At 70.7% G+C, this 22,444-nt stretch carries 23 protein-coding genes; 10 read left to right on the plus strand and 13 right to left on the minus strand.

The annotated features are described in order from the left end of the window. The coding region (locus DW296_RS10345; protein WP_136052161.1) for a TetR/AcrR family transcriptional regulator at positions 1-181 on the minus strand (181 nt) is incomplete at its 3' end. A gap of 87 nt (positions 182-268) precedes the next feature. Between DW296_RS10345 and lipB the strand changes: the two genes are divergently transcribed. Both lipB and lipA read left to right on the plus strand, forming a co-directional pair. Next, a complete protein-coding gene (gene lipB, locus DW296_RS10350) occupies positions 269-919 on the plus strand; it encodes a lipoyl(octanoyl) transferase LipB (RefSeq protein WP_136052162.1) in 651 nt (216 codons plus the stop codon). Next, positions 916-1,905: a lipoyl synthase gene (lipA, locus tag DW296_RS10355; protein WP_060922215.1), complete on the plus strand. Its 990-nt coding sequence runs from the start codon at positions 916-918 to the stop codon at positions 1,903-1,905. Before lipB ends, lipA begins: the two co-directional genes overlap by 4 nt. A gap of 10 nt (positions 1,906-1,915) precedes the next feature. Here the strand turns inward: lipA and DW296_RS10360 are convergent, their stop codons facing one another. Further along, positions 1,916-2,416, minus strand: coding sequence for a DUF2004 domain-containing protein (locus DW296_RS10360; protein ID WP_060922216.1), 501 nt, complete (start codon positions 2,414-2,416; stop codon positions 1,916-1,918). 43 nt (positions 2,417-2,459) lie between these two features. Then, the gene (gene ftsY, locus DW296_RS10365) at positions 2,460-3,332 is read right to left on the minus strand and encodes a signal recognition particle-docking protein FtsY (RefSeq protein WP_071328516.1); all 873 of its coding nucleotides are present in this window, start codon (positions 3,330-3,332) and stop codon (positions 2,460-2,462) included. Positions 3,333-3,360: 28 nt separating this feature from the next. On the opposite strand from ftsY, the gene DW296_RS10370 reads away from it, so the two are divergent. Next, positions 3,361-4,038, plus strand: coding sequence for an alpha/beta hydrolase (locus DW296_RS10370; RefSeq protein ID WP_136052163.1), 678 nt, complete (start codon positions 3,361-3,363; stop codon positions 4,036-4,038). A 111-nt stretch (positions 4,039-4,149) separates the two neighbouring features. Here DW296_RS10370 and smc read toward each other — a convergent pair whose 3' ends face one another. Next, positions 4,150-7,695, minus strand: a complete 3,546-nt coding sequence (smc, locus tag DW296_RS10375) for a chromosome segregation protein SMC (protein ID WP_136052164.1) — start codon at positions 7,693-7,695, stop codon at positions 4,150-4,152. A gap of 522 nt (positions 7,696-8,217) precedes the next feature. Between smc and DW296_RS10380 the strand changes: the two genes are divergently transcribed. The 4 genes from DW296_RS10380 (at position 8,218) to DW296_RS10395 (ending at position 11,805) form a co-directional block, all read left to right on the plus strand. Continuing rightward, a complete protein-coding gene (locus DW296_RS10380) occupies positions 8,218-8,502 on the plus strand; it encodes a hypothetical protein (protein ID WP_136052165.1) in 285 nt (94 codons plus the stop codon). 112 nt (positions 8,503-8,614) lie between these two features. Continuing rightward, positions 8,615-9,694 carry a GNAT family N-acetyltransferase gene (locus DW296_RS10385; protein ID WP_136052166.1) on the plus strand — a complete coding sequence of 360 codons (1,080 nt, stop codon included), beginning with the start codon at positions 8,615-8,617 and terminating at the stop codon, positions 9,692-9,694. Positions 9,695-9,793: 99 nt separating this feature from the next. Beyond that, positions 9,794-10,489: an ABC transporter ATP-binding protein gene (locus tag DW296_RS10390; RefSeq protein WP_136052167.1), complete on the plus strand. Its 696-nt coding sequence runs from the start codon at positions 9,794-9,796 to the stop codon at positions 10,487-10,489. Then, entirely contained in the window at positions 10,486-11,805 is a 1,320-nt protein-coding gene (locus DW296_RS10395; RefSeq protein ID WP_136052168.1) for an FtsX-like permease family protein, read from the plus strand. Before DW296_RS10390 ends, DW296_RS10395 begins: the two co-directional genes overlap by 4 nt. Before the next feature lie 44 nt (positions 11,806-11,849). Here DW296_RS10395 and DW296_RS10400 read toward each other — a convergent pair whose 3' ends face one another. Next, on the minus strand, positions 11,850-12,893 hold the full coding sequence (locus DW296_RS10400; protein WP_136052169.1) for a zinc-binding dehydrogenase: 1,044 nt from the start codon (positions 12,891-12,893) through the stop codon (positions 11,850-11,852). Between the two features lie 29 nt (positions 12,894-12,922). Then, positions 12,923-14,161, minus strand: coding sequence for an MFS transporter (locus DW296_RS10405; RefSeq protein ID WP_136052170.1), 1,239 nt, complete (start codon positions 14,159-14,161; stop codon positions 12,923-12,925). 130 nt (positions 14,162-14,291) lie between these two features. Here DW296_RS10405 and DW296_RS10410 point away from each other — a divergent pair, with 130 nt between their 5' ends. Then, on the plus strand, positions 14,292-15,185 hold the full coding sequence (locus DW296_RS10410) for a helix-turn-helix domain-containing protein (RefSeq protein ID WP_136052171.1): 894 nt from the start codon (positions 14,292-14,294) through the stop codon (positions 15,183-15,185). A 5-nt stretch (positions 15,186-15,190) separates the two neighbouring features. Here the strand turns inward: DW296_RS10410 and mutM are convergent, their stop codons facing one another. From mutM to DW296_RS10440, 6 genes are all read right to left on the minus strand, one after another. Beyond that, entirely contained in the window at positions 15,191-16,054 is an 864-nt protein-coding gene (mutM, locus tag DW296_RS10415; RefSeq protein WP_136052172.1) for a bifunctional DNA-formamidopyrimidine glycosylase/DNA-(apurinic or apyrimidinic site) lyase, read from the minus strand. After that, entirely contained in the window at positions 16,047-16,739 is a 693-nt protein-coding gene (gene rnc / locus DW296_RS10420) for a ribonuclease III (protein ID WP_136052173.1), read from the minus strand. The genes mutM and rnc overlap by 8 nt, the downstream gene beginning before the upstream one ends. 10 nt (positions 16,740-16,749) lie before the next feature. Beyond that, positions 16,750-16,959 (minus strand): 50S ribosomal protein L32, encoded by a 210-nt coding sequence (gene rpmF / locus DW296_RS10425; protein ID WP_013586329.1) that lies wholly within the window; start codon positions 16,957-16,959, stop codon positions 16,750-16,752. Between the two features lie 2 nt (positions 16,960-16,961). After that, positions 16,962-17,456: a YceD family protein gene (locus tag DW296_RS10430; protein WP_025103319.1), complete on the minus strand. Its 495-nt coding sequence runs from the start codon at positions 17,454-17,456 to the stop codon at positions 16,962-16,964. Between the two features lie 136 nt (positions 17,457-17,592). Continuing rightward, the gene (coaD, locus tag DW296_RS10435) at positions 17,593-18,090 is read right to left on the minus strand and encodes a pantetheine-phosphate adenylyltransferase (RefSeq protein ID WP_060923097.1); all 498 of its coding nucleotides are present in this window, start codon (positions 18,088-18,090) and stop codon (positions 17,593-17,595) included. Positions 18,091-18,121: 31 nt separating this feature from the next. Continuing rightward, positions 18,122-20,296: an ATP-dependent DNA helicase RecG gene (locus DW296_RS10440; protein WP_136052174.1), complete on the minus strand. Its 2,175-nt coding sequence runs from the start codon at positions 20,294-20,296 to the stop codon at positions 18,122-18,124. 60 nt (positions 20,297-20,356) lie between these two features. Here DW296_RS10440 and rsmD point away from each other — a divergent pair, with 60 nt between their 5' ends. Further along, on the plus strand, positions 20,357-20,971 hold the full coding sequence (gene rsmD / locus DW296_RS10445; protein WP_136052175.1) for a 16S rRNA (guanine(966)-N(2))-methyltransferase RsmD: 615 nt from the start codon (positions 20,357-20,359) through the stop codon (positions 20,969-20,971). Here rsmD and thiL read toward each other — a convergent pair. After that, positions 20,941-21,936: a thiamine-phosphate kinase gene (gene thiL, locus DW296_RS10450; RefSeq protein ID WP_136052176.1), complete on the minus strand. Its 996-nt coding sequence runs from the start codon at positions 21,934-21,936 to the stop codon at positions 20,941-20,943. The two genes, rsmD and thiL, sit on opposite strands and share 31 nt — an antisense overlap. A gap of 23 nt (positions 21,937-21,959) precedes the next feature. Here thiL and DW296_RS10455 point away from each other — a divergent pair, with 23 nt between their 5' ends. Further along, positions 21,960-22,442 (plus strand): DUF3515 domain-containing protein, encoded by a 483-nt coding sequence (locus tag DW296_RS10455; RefSeq protein ID WP_136052177.1) that lies wholly within the window; start codon positions 21,960-21,962, stop codon positions 22,440-22,442. The last annotated feature ends 2 nt before the right edge of the window (positions 22,443-22,444 follow it).

A 22,444-nucleotide genomic window follows, 5' to 3' on the forward strand; every position in this document is an offset into this window, starting at 1 on the left:
GCACGTCGCTCTTGGACGTGAAGTAGTTGAAGAAGCTGGAACGGCTGACCCCCGCCCGCTGCGTGATGTCGGCAATGGAGGTGGCCTCGTACCCGCGCTCCAGGAAGAGCTCGCAGGCGGCCTCGGCGAGGGTCTCGCGCGAGGAGGCCTTCGGGCGGCCGGCGCGACCAGTCCGGTTCATGACTTCACGGTACCGCGCGCCGCGCTGCACCCCGGACGAGGATGTATTGTTGGACGCAATCCATGTATTAGAGGGAAGCGACGACGCATGCTCGACATCCTCACCCCCGGCTTCATGCCGACCCCTGTCCCCTATCCCGACGGCTGGGCCCTGCAGCGCCGTGTGCACGCAGACGTCGTGTCCGGTGCCCGCCCTGACACGCTCATCCTGCTCGAGCACGCGGCCGTCTACACCGCGGGCAAGCGCACGGAGGACCATGAGCGCCCCCAGGACGGGACCCCGGTGATCGACGTCGACCGCGGCGGGAAGATCACCTGGCACGGGCCGGGGCAGCTCGTCGGCTATCCGATCTTCCGCCTGCCCGAGCCGATGGACGTGGTCGCACACGTCCGGCGGCTGGAGCGGATCCTCATCGAGGTGCTGCGTCCGTTCGGGGTCGATGGGCACCAGGTCGAGGGACGCAGCGGTGTGTGGGTGCGCCGACCGCTCTCGGAGGACAAGGTGGCCGCGATCGGCGTGCGCGTGCAGCAGGGCGTGACCATGCACGGCTTCGCCATCAACTGCGACAACAGCCTCGCCCCCTTCCGCGACATCATCCCCTGCGGCATCACCGACGCCGGTGTGACGACGGTGAGCGAGGCGTCCGGCCGCGTGGTCGGTCCGCTCGACCTCGTCGACGCCGTGAAGGACGCCTTCCGCACCGCCCACGCACCCGACCTGACAGGAGTCCCGGCATGACCGCCGCACCCGAGGGGCGCAAGCTCCTCCGCCTCGAGATCCGCAACGCGGAGACCCCGATCGAGCGCAAGCCCGAGTGGATCAAGACCAAGGCCAAGATGGGGCCGGAGTACTCGGCGCTGCACTCGCTGGTGAAGAGCGAGGACCTGCACACGGTGTGTCAGGAGGCCGGCTGCCCGAACATCTTCGAGTGCTGGGAGGACCGCGAGGCGACCTTCCTCATCGGAGGCTCGCAGTGCACGCGTCGCTGCGACTTCTGCCAGATCGACACCGGCAAGCCCGCCGACTACGACACCGACGAGCCGCGACGCGTCGCCGAGAGCGTGCAGCGGATGAACCTCCGCTACGCGACCGTGACGAGCGTGGCCCGCGACGACCTGCCCGACACGGGGGCCTGGCTCAACGCCGAGACGGTGCGCAGGATCCACGAGCTCAACCCGAACACCGGGGTGGAGCTGCTGGCCAACGAGCACAACGCCGACCCCGCGTTCCTCGGCCAGATCTTCGATGCCCGCCCCGAGGTGTTCGCGCACAACGTGGAGACCGTGCCCCGCATCTTCAAGCGCATCCGCCCCGCGTTCCGCTACGAGCGCTCGCTGAACGTGCTCACGCAGGCTCGCGATGCCGGACTCATCACGAAGTCCAACCTCATCCTCGGCATGGGCGAGGAGCCGGAGGAGGTCGTCCAGGCGCTGCAGGACCTCCACGACGCCGGCTGCGACATCATCACGATCACCCAGTACCTCCGCCCGACGCCGCGGCATCTTCCCGTCTCGCGGTGGGTGAAGCCGGCCGAGTTCGTCGAATTCAAGGAGGAGGCGGAGCGGATCGGCTTCCTCGGGGTGCTCGCCGGTCCGCTGGTGCGCTCCTCGTACCGCGCCGGGCGGCTCTGGGCGCAGTCGATGACCTCGAAGGGACGGGAGATCCCCGCGCACCTCGCGCACATCGCGGAGAGCGCCGACCTCGGCTTCGCGCAGGCGGTCTGACGAGCGGCGGTCAGTCGGCGCTCATGACCGACTGCACGCTGCCGTCGGAGCCCAGGTTCACCAGCAGCACGTCGTCGGTGGCGCTGTCGTCGAGCGCGTATTCCAGCACCGCGAACGGCTCCGACCCGCCGTGCTCGTCGGCGAGGATCGTCATGCTCATCAGGCGCAGCGATCGGATGATGTCCACGGCCGCGTCTCCGGACACGTCGATGAGGACGTCCGGGAGGTCGTCGCCGAACACCTCCTGCTGCTGCAGGATGTACTCGGTCACCTCGCTCGTGCGGTCGTCCACCTCGGCGAGCATCCCCCGTCGCGCCGTCGCGTCCACGTTCTCCAGGCCGGCGATGAGTCCGGCGGCGATGTCGAGGGCGTCGGCGGAGACGTCGTCCTGGTCCGGCGCTGTCAGGTCCACCGTGACGCTCTGGTCGCCGAGCTCGACCGTCTCCGACCAGAAGATCGAGCCGTCGGGGCCCGACGACAGCAGTCCGAAGTAGTCGTGTTCGATCGCCATAACGCTATGAAACCAGCCTGGTGCTCGGGGCGGAAGCCCTGTGTCAGCCGACCAGCGCCTGCACGAAGACGTGCGGCGTGAAACCGGTCAGATCATCGATGCCCTCGCCCTGGCCGAGGAGTTTCACCGGGATGCCCGTGCGCTCCTGCACCGCGAGCACGAAGCCGCCCTTGGCCGAGCCGTCGAGCTTGGTGAGCACGAGTCCGGTGACGCCGGCGTGCTGCAGGAAGGTCTCCGCCTGCATGACGCCGTTCTGCCCCGTCGTGGCGTCGAGGACCAGCAGCACCTCGCTGATCGGGGCCTGCTTCTCGACGACGCGGCGGATCTTGCCCAGCTCGTCCATGAGCCCGCCCTTGGTGTGCAGGCGTCCCGCCGTGTCGATGATCGCGATCTCGATGCCCTCGCGCTTCGCGTACTCCACGGTCTGGAAGGCGACGGAGGCCGGGTCCTGGCCTTCCTGCTGCGGGCGGACGATGGCCGCTCCCCCGCGCTGTGCCCAGGTGGCGAGCTGGTCGACGGCGGCGGCACGGAAGGTGTCGGCGGCTCCCACGACCACACTCCGCTGGTAACCGCGGAGGAACTTCGTGAACTTGCCGATAGTGGTCGTCTTGCCCACGCCGTTCACCCCGACGACGAGGACCACGGCCGGGCGCTCGGTGAGCTTGAGCGTGGTGTCGAACTTCGCGAAGTGCTCCTCCAGGGTCTCCCGCAGCATGCGCTGGAGGTCCTTGGGGTCGGTGGTGCGGTACTTCGCGACCTTGTCACGCAGCTCGTCGACGATGCGCTCGCTGATGTCAGGGCCGAAGTCCGCCGTGATCAGCGCTGTCTCCAGGTCTTCCCACGTCGTCTCGTCGATGGTGGGCTTCACGAACATGCCGCGCAGCGCGCGACCGAGAGACCAGGACTTCTCTGCCATGCGTCCAGCCTACGGGTAGCATCCAGGGATGCACCGCGCGCCGCTCCCGCACCGGGTGTTCCTCCACGGCGCCGGGAGGCGCGCCACAGGCGCATGGCCCTCTCAGGACCCGGAGTCGGGGACCTTCCTCAGCTTCCCGCCGGAGTCGTCCGTCGAAGCGCAGGCGGGCGCTCTCTTCGAGGGAGAACGTGATCGGACGCCGATCGTGTTCGCGCACTCCATCGGCGCGGTGACCGCCGTCCGCGCCGTCGCCGACGGTCTGCGGGTGTCCGGACTGGTCCTCGTCGAGCCCGCCCTGTACGACGTCGCGCGTGGGGCGGCACCGATCGAGCGGCATATCGCCGTGGTCACGGAGGCGCGATCACGCGCGACCGAGGACGACCTCTACGGCTTCTGGGCGCTGTTCCGTCCGCTCATGTTCGGCGGCCCACTGGACCGCGAGTCCTGGCCGGACGAGCGCGCCGTCGCGGAGCACTGGGCGACCGCGAACCTCCCCTGGGGACACGGCATCCGGGAGCGTTCCCTCGCCGACGTGCCGACCCTCGTGGTCACCGGAGGCTGGAACGAGGAGTACGAGATCATCGCCCGACGGCTCGTCGATGTCGGAGCTGCCCACGTGGTGCTCCCCGGCTTCGCCCACCGCCCGCAGGACCATCCCGACTTCCCGGCTGCGGTCACGGCATTCGAACAGTCCCTCACGAGGTGACCCGCACCGGTCCGTCCGAGCACAGCTTCGGAGATCGCGGGCGACACGCCGGATCCGACCGGCGACACACCAGGTGGAGGCCACGATCTCCGCAGCTGTGCCCGGGGCGAGTCAGACGGCGGCGGCGGCGCGGTCGCCGACGCGCTGCCCGACCACCGCGGAGACCCCGTCCTGACGCATCGACACGCCGTAGAGCGCGTCGGCGATCTCCATGGTCCGCTTCTGGTGCGTGATGACGAGGAGCTGGGAGCTCTCGCGCAGCTGCTCGAAGACCGTGAGCAGCCGGCCGAGGTTCGCGTCGTCCAGCGCGGCCTCGACCTCGTCGAGGATGTAGAACGGGCTGGGACGCGCCTTGAAGATCGCCACCAGGAGCGCCACCGCGGCCAGAGACCGCTCACCGCCGGACAGCAGCGACAGCCGCTCGATCTTCTTCCCGACGGGACGGACCGAGACCTCGATCCCCGTCGTCAGCATGTTCTCCGGATCGGTCAGCGAGATGCTGCCTGTGCCGCCGGGGAACAGCAGCGGGAAGACCTGGCCGAACGCCTCCTTGGTGTCCTCGAACGCGCTGGCGAAGATCGTCTGCATGCGCTCGTCGAGGTCGGCGATGATCGTCAGGAGATCCTGCCGGGTCTGCGTCAGGTCCGCGAGCTGCGTGGTGAGGAACGCGTGGCGCTGCTCCAGGGCGGCGAACTCCTCCAGCGCGAGCGGGTTGACCCGACCGAGCTGGGCGAGCTTCCGCTCCGCGTCCGCCAGGCGCCGCTGCTGGATGCGCCGGTCGAACGGGATCGCGGTGTCGTCGAGCAGCTCGCCATCGGCCGGCTCCGCCCCGGGATCCCGCGGCACGAGCTGATCAGGACCGTACTCGGCGACCAGCACGTCCTCGTCGAGGGCGAGCTCCGAGGACACGCGCTCCAACAGGCTGTTCAGGTGGAGCTTCTTCTCGTGGATCTGCAGTTCCAGTCCGTGCACGCTCTCCGTGAGCCCGGCCAGACGCTCCCGCAGGGACGCCTCCTGGGCGCGCAGCGCGACGAGTTCCTGGTTCTGCGCGGACCGAGCGGCTTCCGCCTCCGCCAGGGCGACGCGGGCCTCGGTGACCGAGCGGTCGAGGGAGTCGAGGATGCGCGGCAGCTCCTCCACGACTCCGGACGCCGCCTCGCGCTGCGCCCGGCGGATGACGGCGCGGCGGGCGGCCTCCGCGGCGGCGTCCCGCTCCTGCTCGCGCTGCCGCTCCAACGCGGTCACCCGGGACTGCGCGGCACGGACGCGCTCACGCAGGGTCTCGACCTCCAGGCGGGCACGGACCTCGCCCTCGCGGGCGCGCTCCAGCGCCTCCAGCAGTCCATCCCGCGCGGACGCGTCGAGCACCGGACGCGGCGCCGCGACGGCGGCATCGAGCTCCGCCTTCGCGGCCTCCGCCTTCGCCTCCGCGTCCGCCACGGCGGCCTGCGCCTGAGCGAGCCCGGTCTCGAGACGATCGCATTCGGCGACAGCGGCCTCATGGCGCACGGTCACCTTGTTGAGCTGCTCGGCATGCGTCGCGAGAGCGGCATCGTGCTCGCGAAGGGCACGCAGCGCGTCCTTGGCATGACGCCGCGTCTCCTCCACCGCCTCATCGGCGTCGATGCGGGCCTCCCGCAGGGAGTCGACGACGATCTGGATCTCGGAGAGCCGCTCGGTCGCAGCGTCCCGCTCCGCCGCGAGCTCGAGGCGGGAGCGCTCCCCGCCGGAACCCGTGCGCAGGGTCTGGGCGGTGATGACGTCGCCGCCGGTGGTCACGATCGTCGTCCACGCATCACCCTCCGCATCGAGTGCGCGCCGGGCGGATCGCGCCGCATCGAGGTCGTCGGCGATGAGTACGTGCGCCAGGACCCCGAGGATCCCGTCCGGCGCGGTCACCGTCTCGGTCGCGGCGACCACACCCTCGACATCCGGACGTGTCGGCTTCTTTCTCGGCGCGTCGGCGACCACGAAGTCGACCACCCCACGGCGGCGCTCCGCGGCCTCCGCCGCCAGGGCGAAGGCATCGTCCGCGGACCCGACCAGCACACCCTCGGCCAGCGGACCCAGGACGGCGGCGATCGCGGCTTCGTACCCCGCGCGCACCTGCACGGCATCGCCGACGAGACCGCGAACTCCGGGGCCGCCCTCCGCGACGATCTCGGCGGCGCCTCCCGACAGCGACAGCGCACTGCTCAGCGCGGCGGCCTTCGCCGTGAGGGCGTCGACTTCGCGCTCCGCAGCGTGCAGGCGCTCGCGAAGGCTCTCCCGTTCCGCCTCCGCCGCCGTCGCCGCACGCTGGGCGCTCTCGTAGGCGGCGGCGTACTCGACGGCCGTGCCCTCGGGAGCTTCCGCATCGTCGATCGCCTCCAGGGCCTCCTCGGCGTCGCGCCGCCGGGCGTGCGCGGCCTCGAGCGCGTTCTCCTGGCGCAGCACCGCGCCGCGGACCGCGGCCAGTGCCGACGCGGCCGCGTCGGCGTTCCCGCGGAGAGAGGAGAGCCGCATGTCATACGCGGAGACGAGGGCGCTCTGCTCCGCGATGTCCACGTCGAGCGTGTCGAGCTCGGCACGGGCGTTCATGACCTCGCGGCTGGCGGCGGCCGCGGCGTCCTGAGCGTCGCCGAGGCCGGAGGAGATCGTCTCGATGTCCTCCTTCGCCTCGTCGATGGTCGCCTGCGTGACGGTCACCGCGGTCACGGCCGCGTCGTCCTCCTCGGAGCCGAGAAGCGCGAGGCGCTGGTTGGCGAGGGTATAGAGCCCGCGCATCCGCTCCTGCACCTGTTCCAGTCCGAACGCGACGCTGCGCGCCTCGTCGACGGCGATCGAGTTCTGGTTCTTCTCCAGACGAGCGATCCCGGCGCGCACGGTCTCGGCCTGGTCGGACAGCACGAGACGCTCGGTGTGCCGCTCCTGCTCGGTCCGGGTGTGGTCCGCGAGGGCCGTCCGCAGCGCCACGACGTCGTCGGCGAACAGGCGGGCCTTGGCATCGCGCACGACGGCGGCGATGGTCTGCGCCTCGCGCGCGATCTCCGCCTGGCGTCCGAGGGGCTTGAGCTGGCGGCGGATCTCCCCGGCGAGGTCGCTCAGACGCGTGAGGTTGGCCTCCATCGCGTCGAGCTTGCGCAGCGTCTTCTCCTTGCGCCGACGGTGCTTGAGGATGCCGGCCGCCTCCTCGATGAAGCCGCGTCGATCCTCCGGCGAGGCCTGGAGCACGGTGTCGAGCCGCCCCTGACCCACGATGACGTGCATCTCCCGGCCCAGGCCGGAATCGCTGAGCAGCTCCTGCACATCGAGCAGACGGCAGCTCTCGCCGTTGATGGCGTACTCGCTGGAGCCGTTGCGGAAGAGCGTGCGGCTGATGGTGACCTCGGCGTACTCGATCGGCAGCGCGCCGTCGGCATTGTCGATCGTGAGCTGCACCTCGGCGCGCCCCAGAGGACCACGGGTCGAGGTGCCGGCGAAGATGACATCTTCCATCTTGCCGCCGCGAAGCGTCTTCGCCCCCTGCTCCCCCATCACCCAGGCGAGGGCGTCGACGACGTTGGACTTGCCGGAGCCGTTCGGCCCGACGATGCACGTGACGCCGGGCTCGAACACGAAGGTCGTGGGCTGCGCGAACGACTTGAACCCCTTGAGCGTCAGGCTCTTCAGGTGCATGGGGCGACCGCTCGTCCGGGGAGATTCACGCCGCTACGCTACCGGAATCCCGCGGAACGGCCGGTATCCCGCGCGGTCATCGCGGACCCCGGTGCGACCGCGACACGCCGGTGCTACCACGAAATGCTTGACGATCTCCTGAGAGTTTCGCTACGGTGGCCTCCGGATCGCCACACGAAAGGAGGTTACCGATGATGATCACTCAGCACACCGCAGAGGTCTTTGGCCTCGCCGCGCCCGCGCACTTTGCGCCGCGCCACGCGGCATCGGTGACCGCCGGCGTCCGTCACGGCTCGCTCGGCTAGAACCGCAGCCTGGGAACGCAGGCCCGATCCGGGTCTTCTCCCGCCTGTTCTGTCGCGTCCCACCCTCTGATCCCCTCGGATCATGGATCCCCCCTGCCTCCGGTGTCCGCATTCCGCGGCTCCGCAGGCGCTGCTCTCGTCCGCACCCGCCGCGGCCGACGACTCGGTCCTGACGCGGTGCTTCCGCACCCCATCCATCCCTTTCGAAGGAACCATCGTGAACATCACGCTGTCCCGCAGCACCACCCATCCGCCCGATATCGAGGACCGCAAGGTCCTCCAGATCCCCCGCGACGACGAGCTGCGTCAGCTCGGCATCGCGGACCGCCTCTCGCTCCGGATCGGCCTCTGGCTGTTCCAGCGGGCGCAGCGGCCCCGACGTCCGCGCCGGTCGTGGACCGTCGATCCCGGAGACCTGTTCCTCGTCGGAGAACAGCGTCATCGTTCGGCCGCGGAATCGCACGCCCTCCTCATGCACGACATGCAGCGCGGAATGCGCTGACCGGGCGATGACGACCGCATCGGCACCGACCCGGCGTCCGTCCGCGCACCTGCGGACGGACGCCGGGGCACCCGGCACCTCCTCCTCCTCGCTCCGACACGAAGGACCTGACATGACGACCGCCGCACTGACGATCACGCCGCTGATCGTCCCGGCCACCCTCGACGACGCGAATGCCGCGGACTTCCGTGCGTACGGCGCCCTGAACCGACAGATCTGCGACGAGCAGGTCGGTCTCCCCGACCTCGCGCCGGACGCCGCGCAGATGCTGCCGAACTGGCAGGACGACTCCGATGCGCTGGATCTCGGATTCGTCGCCCGGGAGGGGGACGACATCATCGGCATGGTGACGGTGTCCTTCCCGCAGGAGGAGGACGCGCGCGCCGCGGAGATCGATCTCCTCGTTCCGGCCGCCCACACCGGGCGCGGCGTCGAGGAGGCGCTGCTCGACCGCGCCGAGACCGAGGCACGGGAGCGCGGTCGGAGCGTCCTCCAGATCTGGACCCTGCACCGGCCCGAGGAGGCCGACCGCATGCTCCAGCCCCGGACCGGCTGGGGACGGATCCCGGCGACGCCCCTGAGCGATGTCGTCGAGGCCCATGGCTTCACCCTGGAGCAGGTCGAGCGCAACAGCGAGCTCGACCTGCGTGCCGATCCGGAGCCCTTGCACCGGGCGTTGGACGACGCGCTCACGGCCGCGGGACCGGACTATCGCGTGGTCGAGTGGCAGCTCCCCACCCCGCCCGAGTTCCGCGCAGGTTACGCCGACATCCTCGCCCGGCTTTCGACCGACGCCCCGAGTGGAGACATGGACTTCGTCGCCGAGGTCTACGACGCGGAGCGGGTGGTCCGCCGCGATGCGCGTCTCACCGGAGCCGGGCAGACGGTTTCCGTGGTCGCCGTGGAGCATGTCCCGTCCGGCACCCTCGTCGCGTACAACGAGCTGCTGATCGGTGCGGAGAAGACCGGGACCACCCACCAGTTCGGGACGCTGGTGGCGAAGGATCACCGCGGCCACCGCCTCGGCACGATCGTCAAGTGCGCCAACCTCCTGCGCTGGCGGGAGCTCGTCCCCGGCTCGACCGTGGTCTCGACGTTCAATGCGGAGGAGAACCGGCCGATGCTCGACATCAACGAGGCGATCGGCTTCGTGCCCGTATCGTACGCAGGGGCGTGGCAGAAGAAGATCTGACGACGAGCGGTGGCCGTCATCCTCGCGGATGACGGCCACCGCTCAGCTTCATCCGCCGGGCCGACGACACCAGCACGGCCTCACGGCGAGGCTGGGAGCATGAACACTCCCGTGATCGAAGCCCACGCCCTCGTCAAGACCTACGGCGTCACGCACGCCCTCGCCGGTGTCAACCTCGCGGTGCACCGTGGCGAGTCCGTCGCCATCATGGGCGCGTCGGGCTCGGGGAAGACGACGCTCCTGCATGTGCTGGCGGGCATCACCGCACCGGACTCCGGCCGCGTGGTCTTCCATCCCTCTACCGGAACGCCCATCGAGGTGACCGCACTCGGGGAGGCGGCACGCTCCCGCCTGCGTCGCGAGCGCTTCGGGTTCGTCTTCCAGCAGGGGCTTCTGATCCCGGAGCTGACCGCGGTGGAGAACGTCGCGCTCGCCTCGATGATCAACGGCGTCGCCAAGAAGGACGCGCTCCCCCACGCGGCTTCCTGGCTCGCGGCGCTGGGCCTCGGCGGATTGGAGGAACGGCGCATCGGCGAGCTGTCGGGAGGACAGGCACAGCGTGTGGCCATCGCGCGCGCCCAGGCGACGGGTGCGGACCTCGTCTTCGCGGACGAGCCGACCGGGGCCCTGGACTCGCACACCTCCGCCGAGGTCATGGACGCGCTCCTGTGGTCCACGACCGGGCAGGGCCGCACCCTCATCGTCGTCACGCACGACGCCGACGTCGCCGCACGCTGCACGCGCACGGTCGCCGTCCGCGACGGCCGTATCCTCGGCTCGGCGGTGAACGCATGAATCTCTCCGTCCTCGCCCTGCTCCTGCGTCCGGCTCCCGGACAGCGCAGCGTCCTCGCCCTGCCGATCGTCGCGTTCGGCGTGGTCACGACCCTCGTGCTCACGGTGATCGGCGGAGCGCAGGCCTTCTGGACCTGGACCGACGATGAAGCCGTGCTCTACCAGGCTCTCGCCGCCATCGCGCTCGTCCTCCTCGTGGTGCCGCTGACCTCCCTCGGCGGCGCCGCTGCCCGGTTGTCCGCCCGACGCCGCGACGAGAGGCTGTCCACTCTGCGCCTGCTCGGGGTGACCCCGGGAGGGGTGACGACGGCCACCGTCGTCGAGTCGGTCCTCGTCGCCGCCGCCGGCGCCGTCATCGGCATCGGCGGTCATCTCGCCCTGAGCCCGCTGATCGGCCTCATCCCGTTCCGAGGAGATCCGCTCGGCCTTTCGGCAGTCGTGCTCCCTCCGGCCATGATCGCCGCCGTCGTGGGCGGCGTCCTGCTGCTCGCCGCGGGCAGCGCCGTGGTGGGGCTTCGTCGGGTCGTGATCTCGCCGCTCGGGGTCCGCACGCGCACAGCGCCGACGAACGTGCACTGGATCCGCGCCGTCATCGCGGTCGTCGGCATCGCCACCGCGTTCGTGCTCATCAAGGTCTTCCCGATGATCGGCGGGGTCGTGGCAACGATCGCCGTGCTCGCCGCGATGTTCGCCCTCGCGCTGAGCGTTCTCAATCTGCTCGGTCCGTGGGTGCTGAAGGTCTCGGCGGGGCGCCAGCTCCGGCGGGCGGAGCGCCCGGAGCGGCTGCTCGCCGCTCGCCTCGTTCTCGACTCTCCGAAAGCGGCCTGGCGTCAGGTCGGCGGCATCGCGATGGCGAGCTTCATGGCCGTCTTCGCGGGCACCGGCGTCGCGCTCCTCGACACGATCGGGGCGAGCGACGATCCCTCCAGCATCGCGCTCGCGGAGGACATCCGGACCGGCCTCATCATCACCCTCATCGGGTCGTTCCTCATGGTGGCGGCCTCCGTCGGCGTGAATCAGGCCTCGGATGTGCTCGACAAGAGCGACCTGCACGAGAGCCTGCATCACCTGGGCATGCCCGTCGAGACTATGGACCGCGCGCGTCGTCGCGCGATCATGTCGCCGCTGCTGGTCACGGCGGTGGGGTCCGCGCTGTGCGCTGCGGTGCTCGTGTTCCCGCTGGTGGGCATCGCGCTGATCATCGCGCCCCTCTCGCTGATGACGATCGCGACCGTCGTCGCCGTCGGCATCGGAGTCGTCTGGGCGAGCACCTGGGCGACGCGTCCCCTGCTGGATCGCGCTTTCGCTCCGGCGTGAGGCGGTGGTGGGCCGGGAGCATCCGGCCCACCACGCGCGCGGGGTCAGGGGCGGATGAGAACCTTCAGACTCCGTCGCTCATCCATGTCGCGGTATCCGGCCGGCACGCCGTCCAGGTCGGTGACCGCATCGAACACCCGACCGGGCTCGATCGTCCCGTCGAGAATGTCGGGCAGCAACTCCTCGATGTAGGCGCGGACCGGTGCCGGACCTCCCGCGAGTCGGATGTTGTGGCGGAACAGGCTCCCGAATCCGATCGGGGCCTCCTCGTACTGGGGCACCCCGACGCGGCTGACCACCCCGCCGGGGCGGACGACGCCGAGCGCCTGGTGATAGGCGGGCATATGGCCGACCGCCTCGAGCACCGCGTGAGTGCCGAGTCCCCCGGTGAGATCGCGCACGCGGGCGATGCCCTCCTCGCCTCTCTCCGCGACCACGGCCGTGGCACCGAAGTCTCGCCCGAGGTCCGTCCGATCCTGATGCCGGCCCATGAGGATGATCTGCTCAGCGCCCAATCGCTTCGCGGACAGGACCGCCATCAGGCCGACAGCGCCGTCACCGATCACGGTGACGCTCTGGCCCGGCCGGACATCGGCCATCCGCGCAGCGTGGTAGCCCGTGCCGAACACGTCTGCCAGCGTCAGCAGCGAGGGCATCAGCGCCGAGTCCTCGGGCACGGGGAGCTTGACGAGCGTTCCATGGGCCAGCGGCACGCGCACGGCTTCGGCCTGCCCCCCCTCGTCGGGGATCCCGTCCCAGAATGCTGCCTCGTGGTGGAGGCACGATGTCTGGAGGTTCTCGCGGCAGAGGACGCAGACGTTGTCCGAGATGGCGAACGGCGAGACGACGAGGTCGCCCTTCCGAAGTGTGGCGACGTCCGCCCCGACCTCCTCGACGACGCCGATGAGCTCGTGACCCATGCGGGCCGGGCCGTCGGCCGCGGACATCGAGTGGTACGGGTGGAGGTCGGAGCCGCAGATGCACGAGGCCGTGATCCGGACGAGGGCGTCCGTCGGATGCCGGAGGGTCGAGTCGGGAACGGTCTCGACGCGGACGTCGCCCGCCTGGTACATGACAGTGGCACGCATGATGGTTCTCCTTGATTCGGTGAGGGGTTTCAGAGGGTCGGGCGCGGGGCGGCCGTTCGGGCGCGGGACGTCAGGGCGAGGCCGATCGCAGGGATCAGGGTGAGGACGACGATGCCGGTTCCGACCACGGTCGGCGCGGTGAGTCCGAGTCCGCCCCCGATGGCAGCTCCCGCGAGTGCCGTGCCCAGCGCCGTTCCCGCATTGAACGCGGCGACTGTGAGTCCGGAGCCGAGCGTCGCTGCACGGCCCGCGTACCCGACGGCCAAGTGGATGAGCACGGTGTTCGCGCTGAGCCCGAAGAGTCCGAGCAGCACGACGAGTATCACGGTGATCACCGGTGCACCGGCCGTGAGCGTCATCGCGAGCAGCACCAGGGTGGTCACGGTCGGCACCGCGATGGTGACCGCATGCGGACGGCGGTCGCCCAACCGCCCGGCGACCAGGGTGCCGAGGAACGACCCTACGCCGAAACCCGTCAGCACGAGGGGCACGAACATGCCGGGGATCCCGGCGACGTCGGTGAGGAGCGGGACCAGGAACGAGTACACGGCGAGCACACCACCACAGGTCGTCAAGCAGGCGAGCAGCACAGCCCAGAGTCGGCCGGAGCGTAGTGCGGAGAGAGCATCGCGCACGTTCAGCCGGCCGGCCTGGGCATGCGGCGCGGGCACGAACCGTGCCACCAGCAGGGCAGCGACCGCTGACGCCGCGGCGAGAGCCCAGAAGGCTCCACGCCAGCCGACCTGATGCGCGAGGAACACGCCGAGTGGAACGCCGAGGACGGTGGCGAGGGAACCGCCGGCGCCGACCACCCCGATGGCGCGCGATCGCAGCGAGCTCCCTGCGGCATCACCGGCCACGACCGCGGAAACGGCCCAGAATGCCCCCGTCGCCAGTGCAGTGAGGAACCGCGCGACCATCAGGATGTCCATCTCCGAACTCACTGCGACGATGACATGACCCACGAAGAACACCGACAGTGCCGCGAGGAGCGTACGCTTCCGCGACAGTCGCAGGGTGAGCAGCGTCATCGTCGGCGCGCCCACGACCATGCCGATCGCGAAGACCGTGATGAGCGACGAGGCCACCGGGAGGGACACACCGAGGTCGGAAGCCACATCCGGGAGGATCCCGGCGACGATGAACTCCGTCGTGAGCATCAGGAAGGTGCCGAGAGCGAGGATGTACACCACGAACGGCAGCCTCCCGGATCCGGTGTCGCTCTCGGGAGACGGGCCGATCTCGGTCGGGCGGGCTCGTGTCGGCATCGGGTTCTCCTGGGTCGTCAGGTGCGGTACTTCTCCATTCCACCGCCGTTCCACCGGCACACGAAGGTCGCATCTATCCCGGTACAAACTCCACCCCCTTCCGGTCCCATCCCGCTCGTATGGTGGACCCATGGACAACCGCGCCGACATCCGGGATTTCCTCGCCAGCCGGCGGGCGAAGCTGACCCCGGCGCAGGTCGGCCTGCCCACCAGCGCTCGACGCCGCGTCCCGGGTCTCCGCCGCGAAGAGGTCGCCGTGCTCGCGGGCGTCAGCACGGAGTGGTACACCCGTCTGGAGAAGGGGCATATCGCCGGCGTCTCCTCCGACGTGCTCGACGCGGTCGCCGAGGCCCTCCGTCTGGACGACGACGAGCGCACCTACCTCCTCGACCTCGCTCAGGCCGCCAAGCCGGCGCACCGGCGGCCCGCGCGACGCCGGGAGGCTCCTCTTCCCCCGCACGTCCTGTGGATGCTGGACTCCGTCACCCTGTCCGCGGCGTTCGTGCGCAACGGCCGCCTCGACGTCATCGGGTCGAACGCGTTGGGGCGCGCGTTGCACGCGCCGATGTTCGAAAGCGCGACGGCCGTGGACGGTGTGGCGAACTTCGCCCGCTTCCACTTCCTCGATGAGGCCTCGAGGGACTTCTTCGTGGACTGGGAATCCGGAGCCGCCGCGACCGTCGCCCTGCTGCGCGCGGAGGCCGGCCGCGATCCGCAGGACAAGGCACTCCGGGAGCTCATCGGCGAGCTGTCGACGACCAGTCCGGAGTTCAGTGGCTTCTGGGCCGCCCACGACATCCGCATCCGCCACGAGGGCACGAAGCGCCTGCAGCACCCGCAGGTCGGTCTTATGGAGCTGACGTATCAGTCCGTCCTTCTCCCCGCCGGCACGCGGACGCGCAACGACCTCTCCTTCTACACGGCTGAGCCGGGCAGCGCCGATGAGGAGAGGATGCGGCTGCTCAGCAGCTGGGCAGCGTCCGCGCGCGAAGAGGCTCCGCAGGAGCGCTCCGACCGTTCCTGACCGGGTCAGCGCCTCCGCTGGCAGCGCGGGCAGAAGTGCGAGGAGCGGTTCATGAACGCGGCACGGGTGATCGGCGTGCCACAGCGCGGACACGGCTTCCCGCCACGACCGTAGGCGTTCAGCGAGTGGGCGAAGTACCCGGCCTGCCCGTTGACGTTGACGTACTGGGCGTCGAAGCTCGTGCCGCCCTCGGCGAGAGCCTTCTGCAGGACCGATCGCACCTCCGCGAGCAGGCGATTCACGGCTCGGGTCGGCAGAGCGTCGGCCGGTGTCTCCGGATGGATGCGGGCCGCCCACAGCGACTCGTCGGCGTAGATGTTGCCGATCCCGCTCACGACACCCTGGTCCAGCAGCACCCGCTTGATCGCGCTGTGCCGCCGGGCGAGCGCGATCCGGAAGAGCGCGTCGTCGAAGAAGGGGTCGAGCGGGTCGCGCGCGATGTGCGCCACCTGCGTCGGGACCTGCGAGGGCCCATCCGCGACGAGAGCATCGACGGCGAGCGATCCGAACGTGCGCTGATCCGCGAACACGATCGCGAGCTCCCCGTGTCGCGGGTGCTCGATGCCCAGACGAATGCGCTCGTGGCGCTCGGACGGTGCGTCCGGCGCGCGAAGGAGCATCTGACCGCTCATGCCCAGATGCGCGATCAGCGCGGAGTCGCCATCGTCCACGGGCAGCCAGAGGAACTTGCCGCGCCGCGCGGCCGCCGTGAAACGGCGACCCTCCAAGCGCTGCACGAAGTCCGCGGCTCCGGCGGTGTGCCGGGTGAGGGCACGTTCATCGAAGACGCTGACGCCCGTGATGACCGCGTCGATTGCGGCAGGGGCGAGGCCGGAGCGGACGACCTCGACCTCGGGAAGTTCAGGCACGCTCGCTGAGCGTGCGCCAGGCGCTGAGGGCCGCCGCCATCTCCGCCGTCTTCTTGCTGCTGCCGGTGCCCGTCATCCGGACATCGCCGACCGCCACGGTCGCCGTGAAGCGCCGATCGTGGTCGGGACCGCTGGCCTCGACCGCGTACTGCGGCGGCGTGGCGCCGAGGCGTGCCGCGAGCTCCTGCAGGCTCGTCTTCGGGTCCATCGCCGCGCCGTACCGCTCGGGGTCGGCCAGCAGCGGCTCTGTCAGACGCAGGACGAGCGCCGTGGCGGCGTCGGGTCCCGCGGACAGATAGGTGGCGCCGATGACGGCCTCCATGGTGTCCGCGAGGATCGAGTCCTTGTCCCGACCACCGGTCTGCTCCTCACCGCGTCCGAGCAGCAGGTGGCTGCCGAGGTCGATGCCCCGGGCGACCTCCGCCAGTGCGACCGTCGATACGACGCTCGCCCGGCGCTTCGCCAGCTCCCCCTCGTCGAGCTCGGGGTGCCGGGTGAACAGCATGACGGTCACGGCCTGACCCAGCACCGAGTCGCCGAGGAACTCGAGACGTTCGTTGTGGGGGATGCCGCCGTGCTCGTACGCATAGGAGCGGTGGGTGAGGGCCAACTCCAGAAGCTCCGCGTCGATATCGACGCGGAGCTTATCTGGGAGAGGCCTCGTCCCCCCGGGGACCTCCGTCACGGTTCGCGACTCAGACGTCGGCGACCTTGCGGCCCTTGTACTCGAGGAAGAGCTCGGTGCCCTGCGAGTCGGTGACGACCTTCGCCTGGTGCGGACGGCTGTAGACGACCTTGCCGTTCTCGATGGTCTTGACGAGCGCGGGGGCCTCCGCCTTCCACTGCGCGCGGCGCGAGCGGGTGTTCGAACGGGAGACCTTGCGCTTCGGGGGGTTACCAGCCATGACTAGCTCTCTTCTTTCTCGGCGGCACCGCGTTCTGCCGTGCCGTCCTGGTCTGTGATCTGCTGGAGCGCGCTCCACCGAGGATCGATGGGAGCGGCCTGCTCCGTTCCGGTGCTCTCGGTCAGCCTCTCGCCTGTGACCGGGTCGAGCCCGAGGCAATCCGGCTGACACACCGGCTGAAAAGGAAGGGCCAAAACGGCCGCATCCCTGACGAGAGTTTCAAGATCCACGTGGTCGTCTTGAACCTCGAAGTCAGTTTCTTCCTCACCAGGATACGCGAAAAGCTCCTGGAACTCGACTTCGACGGGCCGAGCGATGTCGGTGAGGCATCGACCGCACACGCCGACGTACTCGCCCTCCGCCTCTCCGGTGACGAGGATGCCTTCGTGGACGGACTCCAGCCGCACGTCGAGATCGAGTTCCGAGCCCGCCTCGAAGGAGACGATGCCCTCCCCCCACTGCTCCGTCAGGGGCACCGAGAAGGAGTGCTCGCGCATCTCCCCCGGGCGCCGGACGATGTCACGGACGGGGAGGACGAAAGGGCTGTTGAGTCGGGAACGCACCCCGCCATGCTACCCGGGTCACCGGAGAGGAGGGCCGGGAGACCGCCGGGAACGGGACAGCGATCGCCGATCAGATCCCGCGCGCACCGGTGTCGAGGAACGAGGCCACGGCCGGCGGGACGAACGGCGAGACGTCGCCTCCGAGGCCGGCGACCTGGCGCACCAGCGAGCTGGAGACCATCGCGTGCGCGGGGTCCGGCAGCAGGAAGACGGTCTCGATGTCGGCCAGGTGACGGTTGACGATCGCCATGGGCGATTCGTAGGCCACGTCGACCTGCGAGCGGATGCCCTTCACGAGCACGCCGGCGTTCACATCCCGCGCATAGTCGACGAGCAGGCCCATGCTCCAGGAGCCGATCACGATGTTGCCGGACATGCCGTCCTCGGCGATCGAACGCTCCAGCAGGGCGAGCCGCTGCGCGATCGGCAGCATCGCCTCTTTGCCCGGGTTGTGCACGACGAGCACGTGCAGCTCGTCGTAGAGGGCGGCCGCGCGCCGGATCACGTCGAGGTGACCCAGGGTCGGCGGATCGAAGGAACCCGGGACGACGGCGATCCGGCTGCTCATGGAATCCAGCCTAGGGCACCAGGAACGGCGATCAGTTCTTCGCCAGCGCCGCGCGATCCTCGTCGGTGACGCGCCGTCCGATGGCCTCCCGGAGCCCGGGGTGCGCCGTCAGCTCGGGGTCGGCGGCGAGGATGTCCTCCGCGAGCTCGCGGGCCCGGGTGATGAGAGCGGCATCCTTGACGACGCGCAGCAGCTTGAGGGACGACCGCACACCGGCCTGTGCCGCGCCGAGCACGTCGCCCTCGCCGCGGAGTTCGAGGTCGACCTCGGCCAGCGCGAAGCCGTCGAGCGTGGCGGCGACTGCATCCACGCGTTCGCGGGCCACCGATCCGGCCTCGGCCTCGGTCACGAGCAGGCAGAGTCCCGGGACGCCGCCTCGCCCCACGCGACCGCGGAGCTGGTGCAGCTGGGAGACCCCGAAGCGGTCCGCGTCCAGCACGATCATCGTCGAGGCGTTGGGGACGTCCACGCCCACCTCGATCACGGTCGTCGCGAGGAGGAGGTCGATCTCCCCGCGGGCGAAGGCCTGCATGACGGCATCCTTCTCCTCGGAGGGCATCTTCCCGTGGAGCACCGCCCGCCGGAGTCCGCCGAGGACGGGATGCGTGGCCAGGGCCTCGTCGAGCTGGACGACGCCCCAGCGGGGGCCCTTGCCGCCCTCCGGGGCGAGCAGCGCCTGCTCCCCCGCCTCCGCCGTCTTCGCCGCGGTGTCGATGGCCGCGCAGACGGCGAACACCTGCCGGCCCTGCGCGATCTCCTCCGCCGCCCGCTCCCACACCCGGTTGAACCAGCCCGGGTGCTCGGCCAACGGCGCTACGTACGACTCGATGCCGGCACGACCGGCGGGCATCGTGCGGATGACCGAGGTGTCGAGGTCGCCGAAGACCGTCATCGCGACCGTCCGCGGGATGGGCGTCGCGGTGAGGACGAGCGCGTGCGGACTGGATCCCTTCGCCCGCAGCGCCTCCCGCTGCTCGACCCCGAAGCGGTGCTGCTCATCGACCACGACCAGACCGAGATCGGCGAACGTGGTCTTCTCCCCGAGCAGCGCGTGGGTGCCGACCACGATCAGCGCCTGGCCGGAGGCGACGCGCAGCGCCGCCTTGCGGCGATCCGCCGCCGGCATCTGCCCGGTGAGCAGCGTCGGCATCAGCAGCGGGGCGAGCTGCGGGCCGAGCATCTTCGTGATCGAACGCAGATGCTGCCCCGCGAGGACCTCCGTCGGGGCGATCAGGGCCGCCTGTCCGCCGCTCTCGGCGACCTGCAGCATCGCACGCAGCGCGACCAGGGTCTTGCCCGATCCGACCTCGCCCTGCACGAGCCGGTTCATCGGCCAGGAGCCGACGAGGTCGTCTGCGATCTGGGCGCCGACCGTCTCCTGATCCGGCGTGAGGGTATACGGCAGAGCAGCGTCGAAGCGCTCCAGGAGCCCGCCGGGTGCGGCCGGCCGCGAGGTGGCGGCCAGGGCACGCACGGCGTCGCGCTGCTGGAGCAGGGCCGTCTGCAGCGTCAGCGCCTCATGCATGCGCAACGTGCGGACGGCGGGGTCGATGTCGTTGCGGGAGCGCGGGCGATGGATCGCCTCCAGCGCCTCCCGCGCCGTCAGCAGCTCCTCGCGGGTGCGGATCTCCGGGGTCAGCGGGTCGGGGACCGAAGAGAGGTCGTCGAGGACGCGCCCGACGAGCCGGGCGATCTGCCACGTCTGGATCGCGGAGGTGGCCGGGTAGATCGGGATCGGCACCGCCGCCCTGGCGTCGGCACGCCGGCGTGCCGCGTCCTCGTCATCGAACAGCTCGTACTCCGGGTGCGCGAACTGCGTCATCCCGTTGAACTCGCCGACCTTGCCGGAGAACACCCCTCGGCGCCCGACGGCCAGATCCTTGGAGCGCCACTCCGCCGCGCCGACGTTCTTCGCGAAGAAGGTCAGCGACATGCGACCGACGCCGTCGCCGATGACGACGTCGACCATGGCCCCCGGTCGATTGCGCATCCGGCGGAAGCTCGACGAGAGGACCTCGGCGACGATCGTGACGGTCTCCCCGATCGGGAGGTCCCGGATGGGAGTGAGCTCCCCCGGGTCGGCGTACCGGCGCGGGTAGTGCGCGAGCAGGTCGCCGACGGTCTTCATGCCGAAGGCGCGGTCGAGCGTCTTGGCCGACGCCGCACCGAGGGCCTCCTCGAGCGAGGATTCGAGCGTGAGCGACATGCTCCGAGTCTAGGGAACCGCACGGACACGACCGTCCGCGGCCTGTCGTATCGTGAACGAGTGACGAGGATCATCGCCGGAACGGCACGCGGCACCCGGCTCGACGTCCCCGGCGCCGGGACCAGGCCCACGAGCGACCGCGTGCGCGAGTCGCTGTTCGGCGCTCTGGAGTCGCTCGACGCGATCGCGGACGCCCGGGTGCTCGATCTCTACGCGGGCTCGGGGGCGCTCGGGCTCGAAGCCCTGAGCCGCGGGGCCCGGAGCGCCGACCTCGTCGAGCGCGGGCGGCAGGCCGCCGCCGTCGTGCGGCGCAACGTCGCGGCCGTCGCGAAGGCCTCCGGCACCGCGACCGCACGGGTGCAGGAGGCGACGGTGCGGGCGTTCCTCGGGCGGACGACCGGCCCCTACGACCTCGTGTTCACCGATCCGCCGTACGACATCGACGATGAGGCGATGGACGGCGACCTCGCCGCGCTCGCTCCGCTGCTCAGCGACGACGCCGTCGTGGTCGTCGAGCGCGCCCGGCGTTCGTCCACACCCGACTTCGCAGCCGCCGGGCTCCGGGTGTTCCGGGAGAAGACCTACGGCGACACGACACTGTGGTGGGCGGAGCCCGGCCTGCAGGACGCCGCGTCGGCGGACGTTCAGCCCGAGACGGAGTCCCAGTCCCGGTAGGGATCCCAGCCGCTGACGTCCAAGGGACGCTCGTCGCAGAGGAGGTCCTCCTCGCCGCGCGGACGCACGACGCCGATCGCACGGAAGCCCGGCGGCAGCACGCCGTCCGGGAACGTCGCGAGCAGGGCGTGGTCCTCCCCGCCCGCGAGCGCGCGCTGCGGGTTCGCGCCGAGCGCGGCGCCGTCTAGCGCGAGGGTGACGCCGGAGGCCTCGGCGAGGCGATGCGCGTCGAGGGCGAGCCCGTCCGAGATGTCCATCATCGCGGTCGCCCCGGCCGCGGCCGCGACCACGCCGAGACCGATGGGCGGCGACGGCCGCAGCTGCGCGGCGACCGCGGCGCTCTCCCCGGGCGCGAGAGCCGCGGGATCGACCGGCACCGGCGTCTCGCCGTCCCGGAAGCGTCCGAACAGCACGGTCAGCCCGTGCGCGGCGTGACCCAGTTCTCCGGCGACGGCGACGACATCGCCCGGCCGCGCCCCCGCCCTGGTCACCGGGGGGCGCCCTTCGAGATCGCCCAGCGCCGTCACGGCCACCGTGAGCACCTCGGACACCGTGAGGTCACCCCCGACCACCGCGCACCCGGGGGCCAGCGCCGCGCAGGCCTCGCGGAAGCCGTCGGCCAGGCGCTCCACGAAGGACAACCGGAGGTCGCGCGGGACGGCCAGAGCCACGAGCAGCGCGGTCGGGCGTGCGCCCATCGCGGCGATGTCGGCGAGGTTGACTGCCGCCGCCTTCCAGCCGAGGTCATACCCGCTCGTCCAGGCGAGCCGGAAGTCCGGTCCATGCACGAGCGTGTCCGTCGTCGCGACGACCGATGCCGAGGGTGCGGCGACCACGGCGGCATCGTCCCCGGGACCGAGAAGCGTGTGCGCGCCGGGCGCGGTGCGCTGGAGGATGGCGCGGAGGATGCGGCCCTCCGAGAGATCTCCCAGGCGCGGATCGTCGGAGTCGGGTCGGGAGGGCATGTCGTCAAAGGTAGCCTGGATGCATGCTTCGTTCCCGCCGCCTCGCTGCCGTCGCGGGGGCGATCGCCCTCGCCGCCGGACTCGCCGGATGCTCTACGACCGTGCACCTCGAGCCGGCGGAGGACGCGAACGACCCGGCCTGCGCGAACGTCTCCGTGCTCCTGCCGGACAGCGTCGGCGGTTACGAGCGTGTGTGGACCGACGCGCAGGCCACGGGCGCGTGGGGGGATCCCACGGTCGTCCTGCGCTGCGGCGTGGAGCCGCCCGCCCCTTCCGACCTCGTCTGCACCACCCTGGGCGGCGTCGACTGGTTGGTCCTGGAGCAGGAGGAGGAGCGCCAGCGCCTCGTCACCTACGGTCGCGAGCCGGCCATCGAGGTGATCATCCGCCGCGGCGAGCAGGTCGACTTCCAGTCGATCGTCGACAGCCTGTCGTCGAACATCCAGTCCGGGCTCGCCCCGGCGACCGCGCAGTGCACCGACCGGGTGGAGTTCCCCGCGAGCTGAGC

Origin of the sequence: Microbacterium sp. K36 (genome assembly GCF_004794355.1) — a bacterium.
GTDB lineage: Bacteria > Actinomycetota > Actinomycetes > Actinomycetales > Microbacteriaceae > Microbacterium > Microbacterium paraoxydans_D.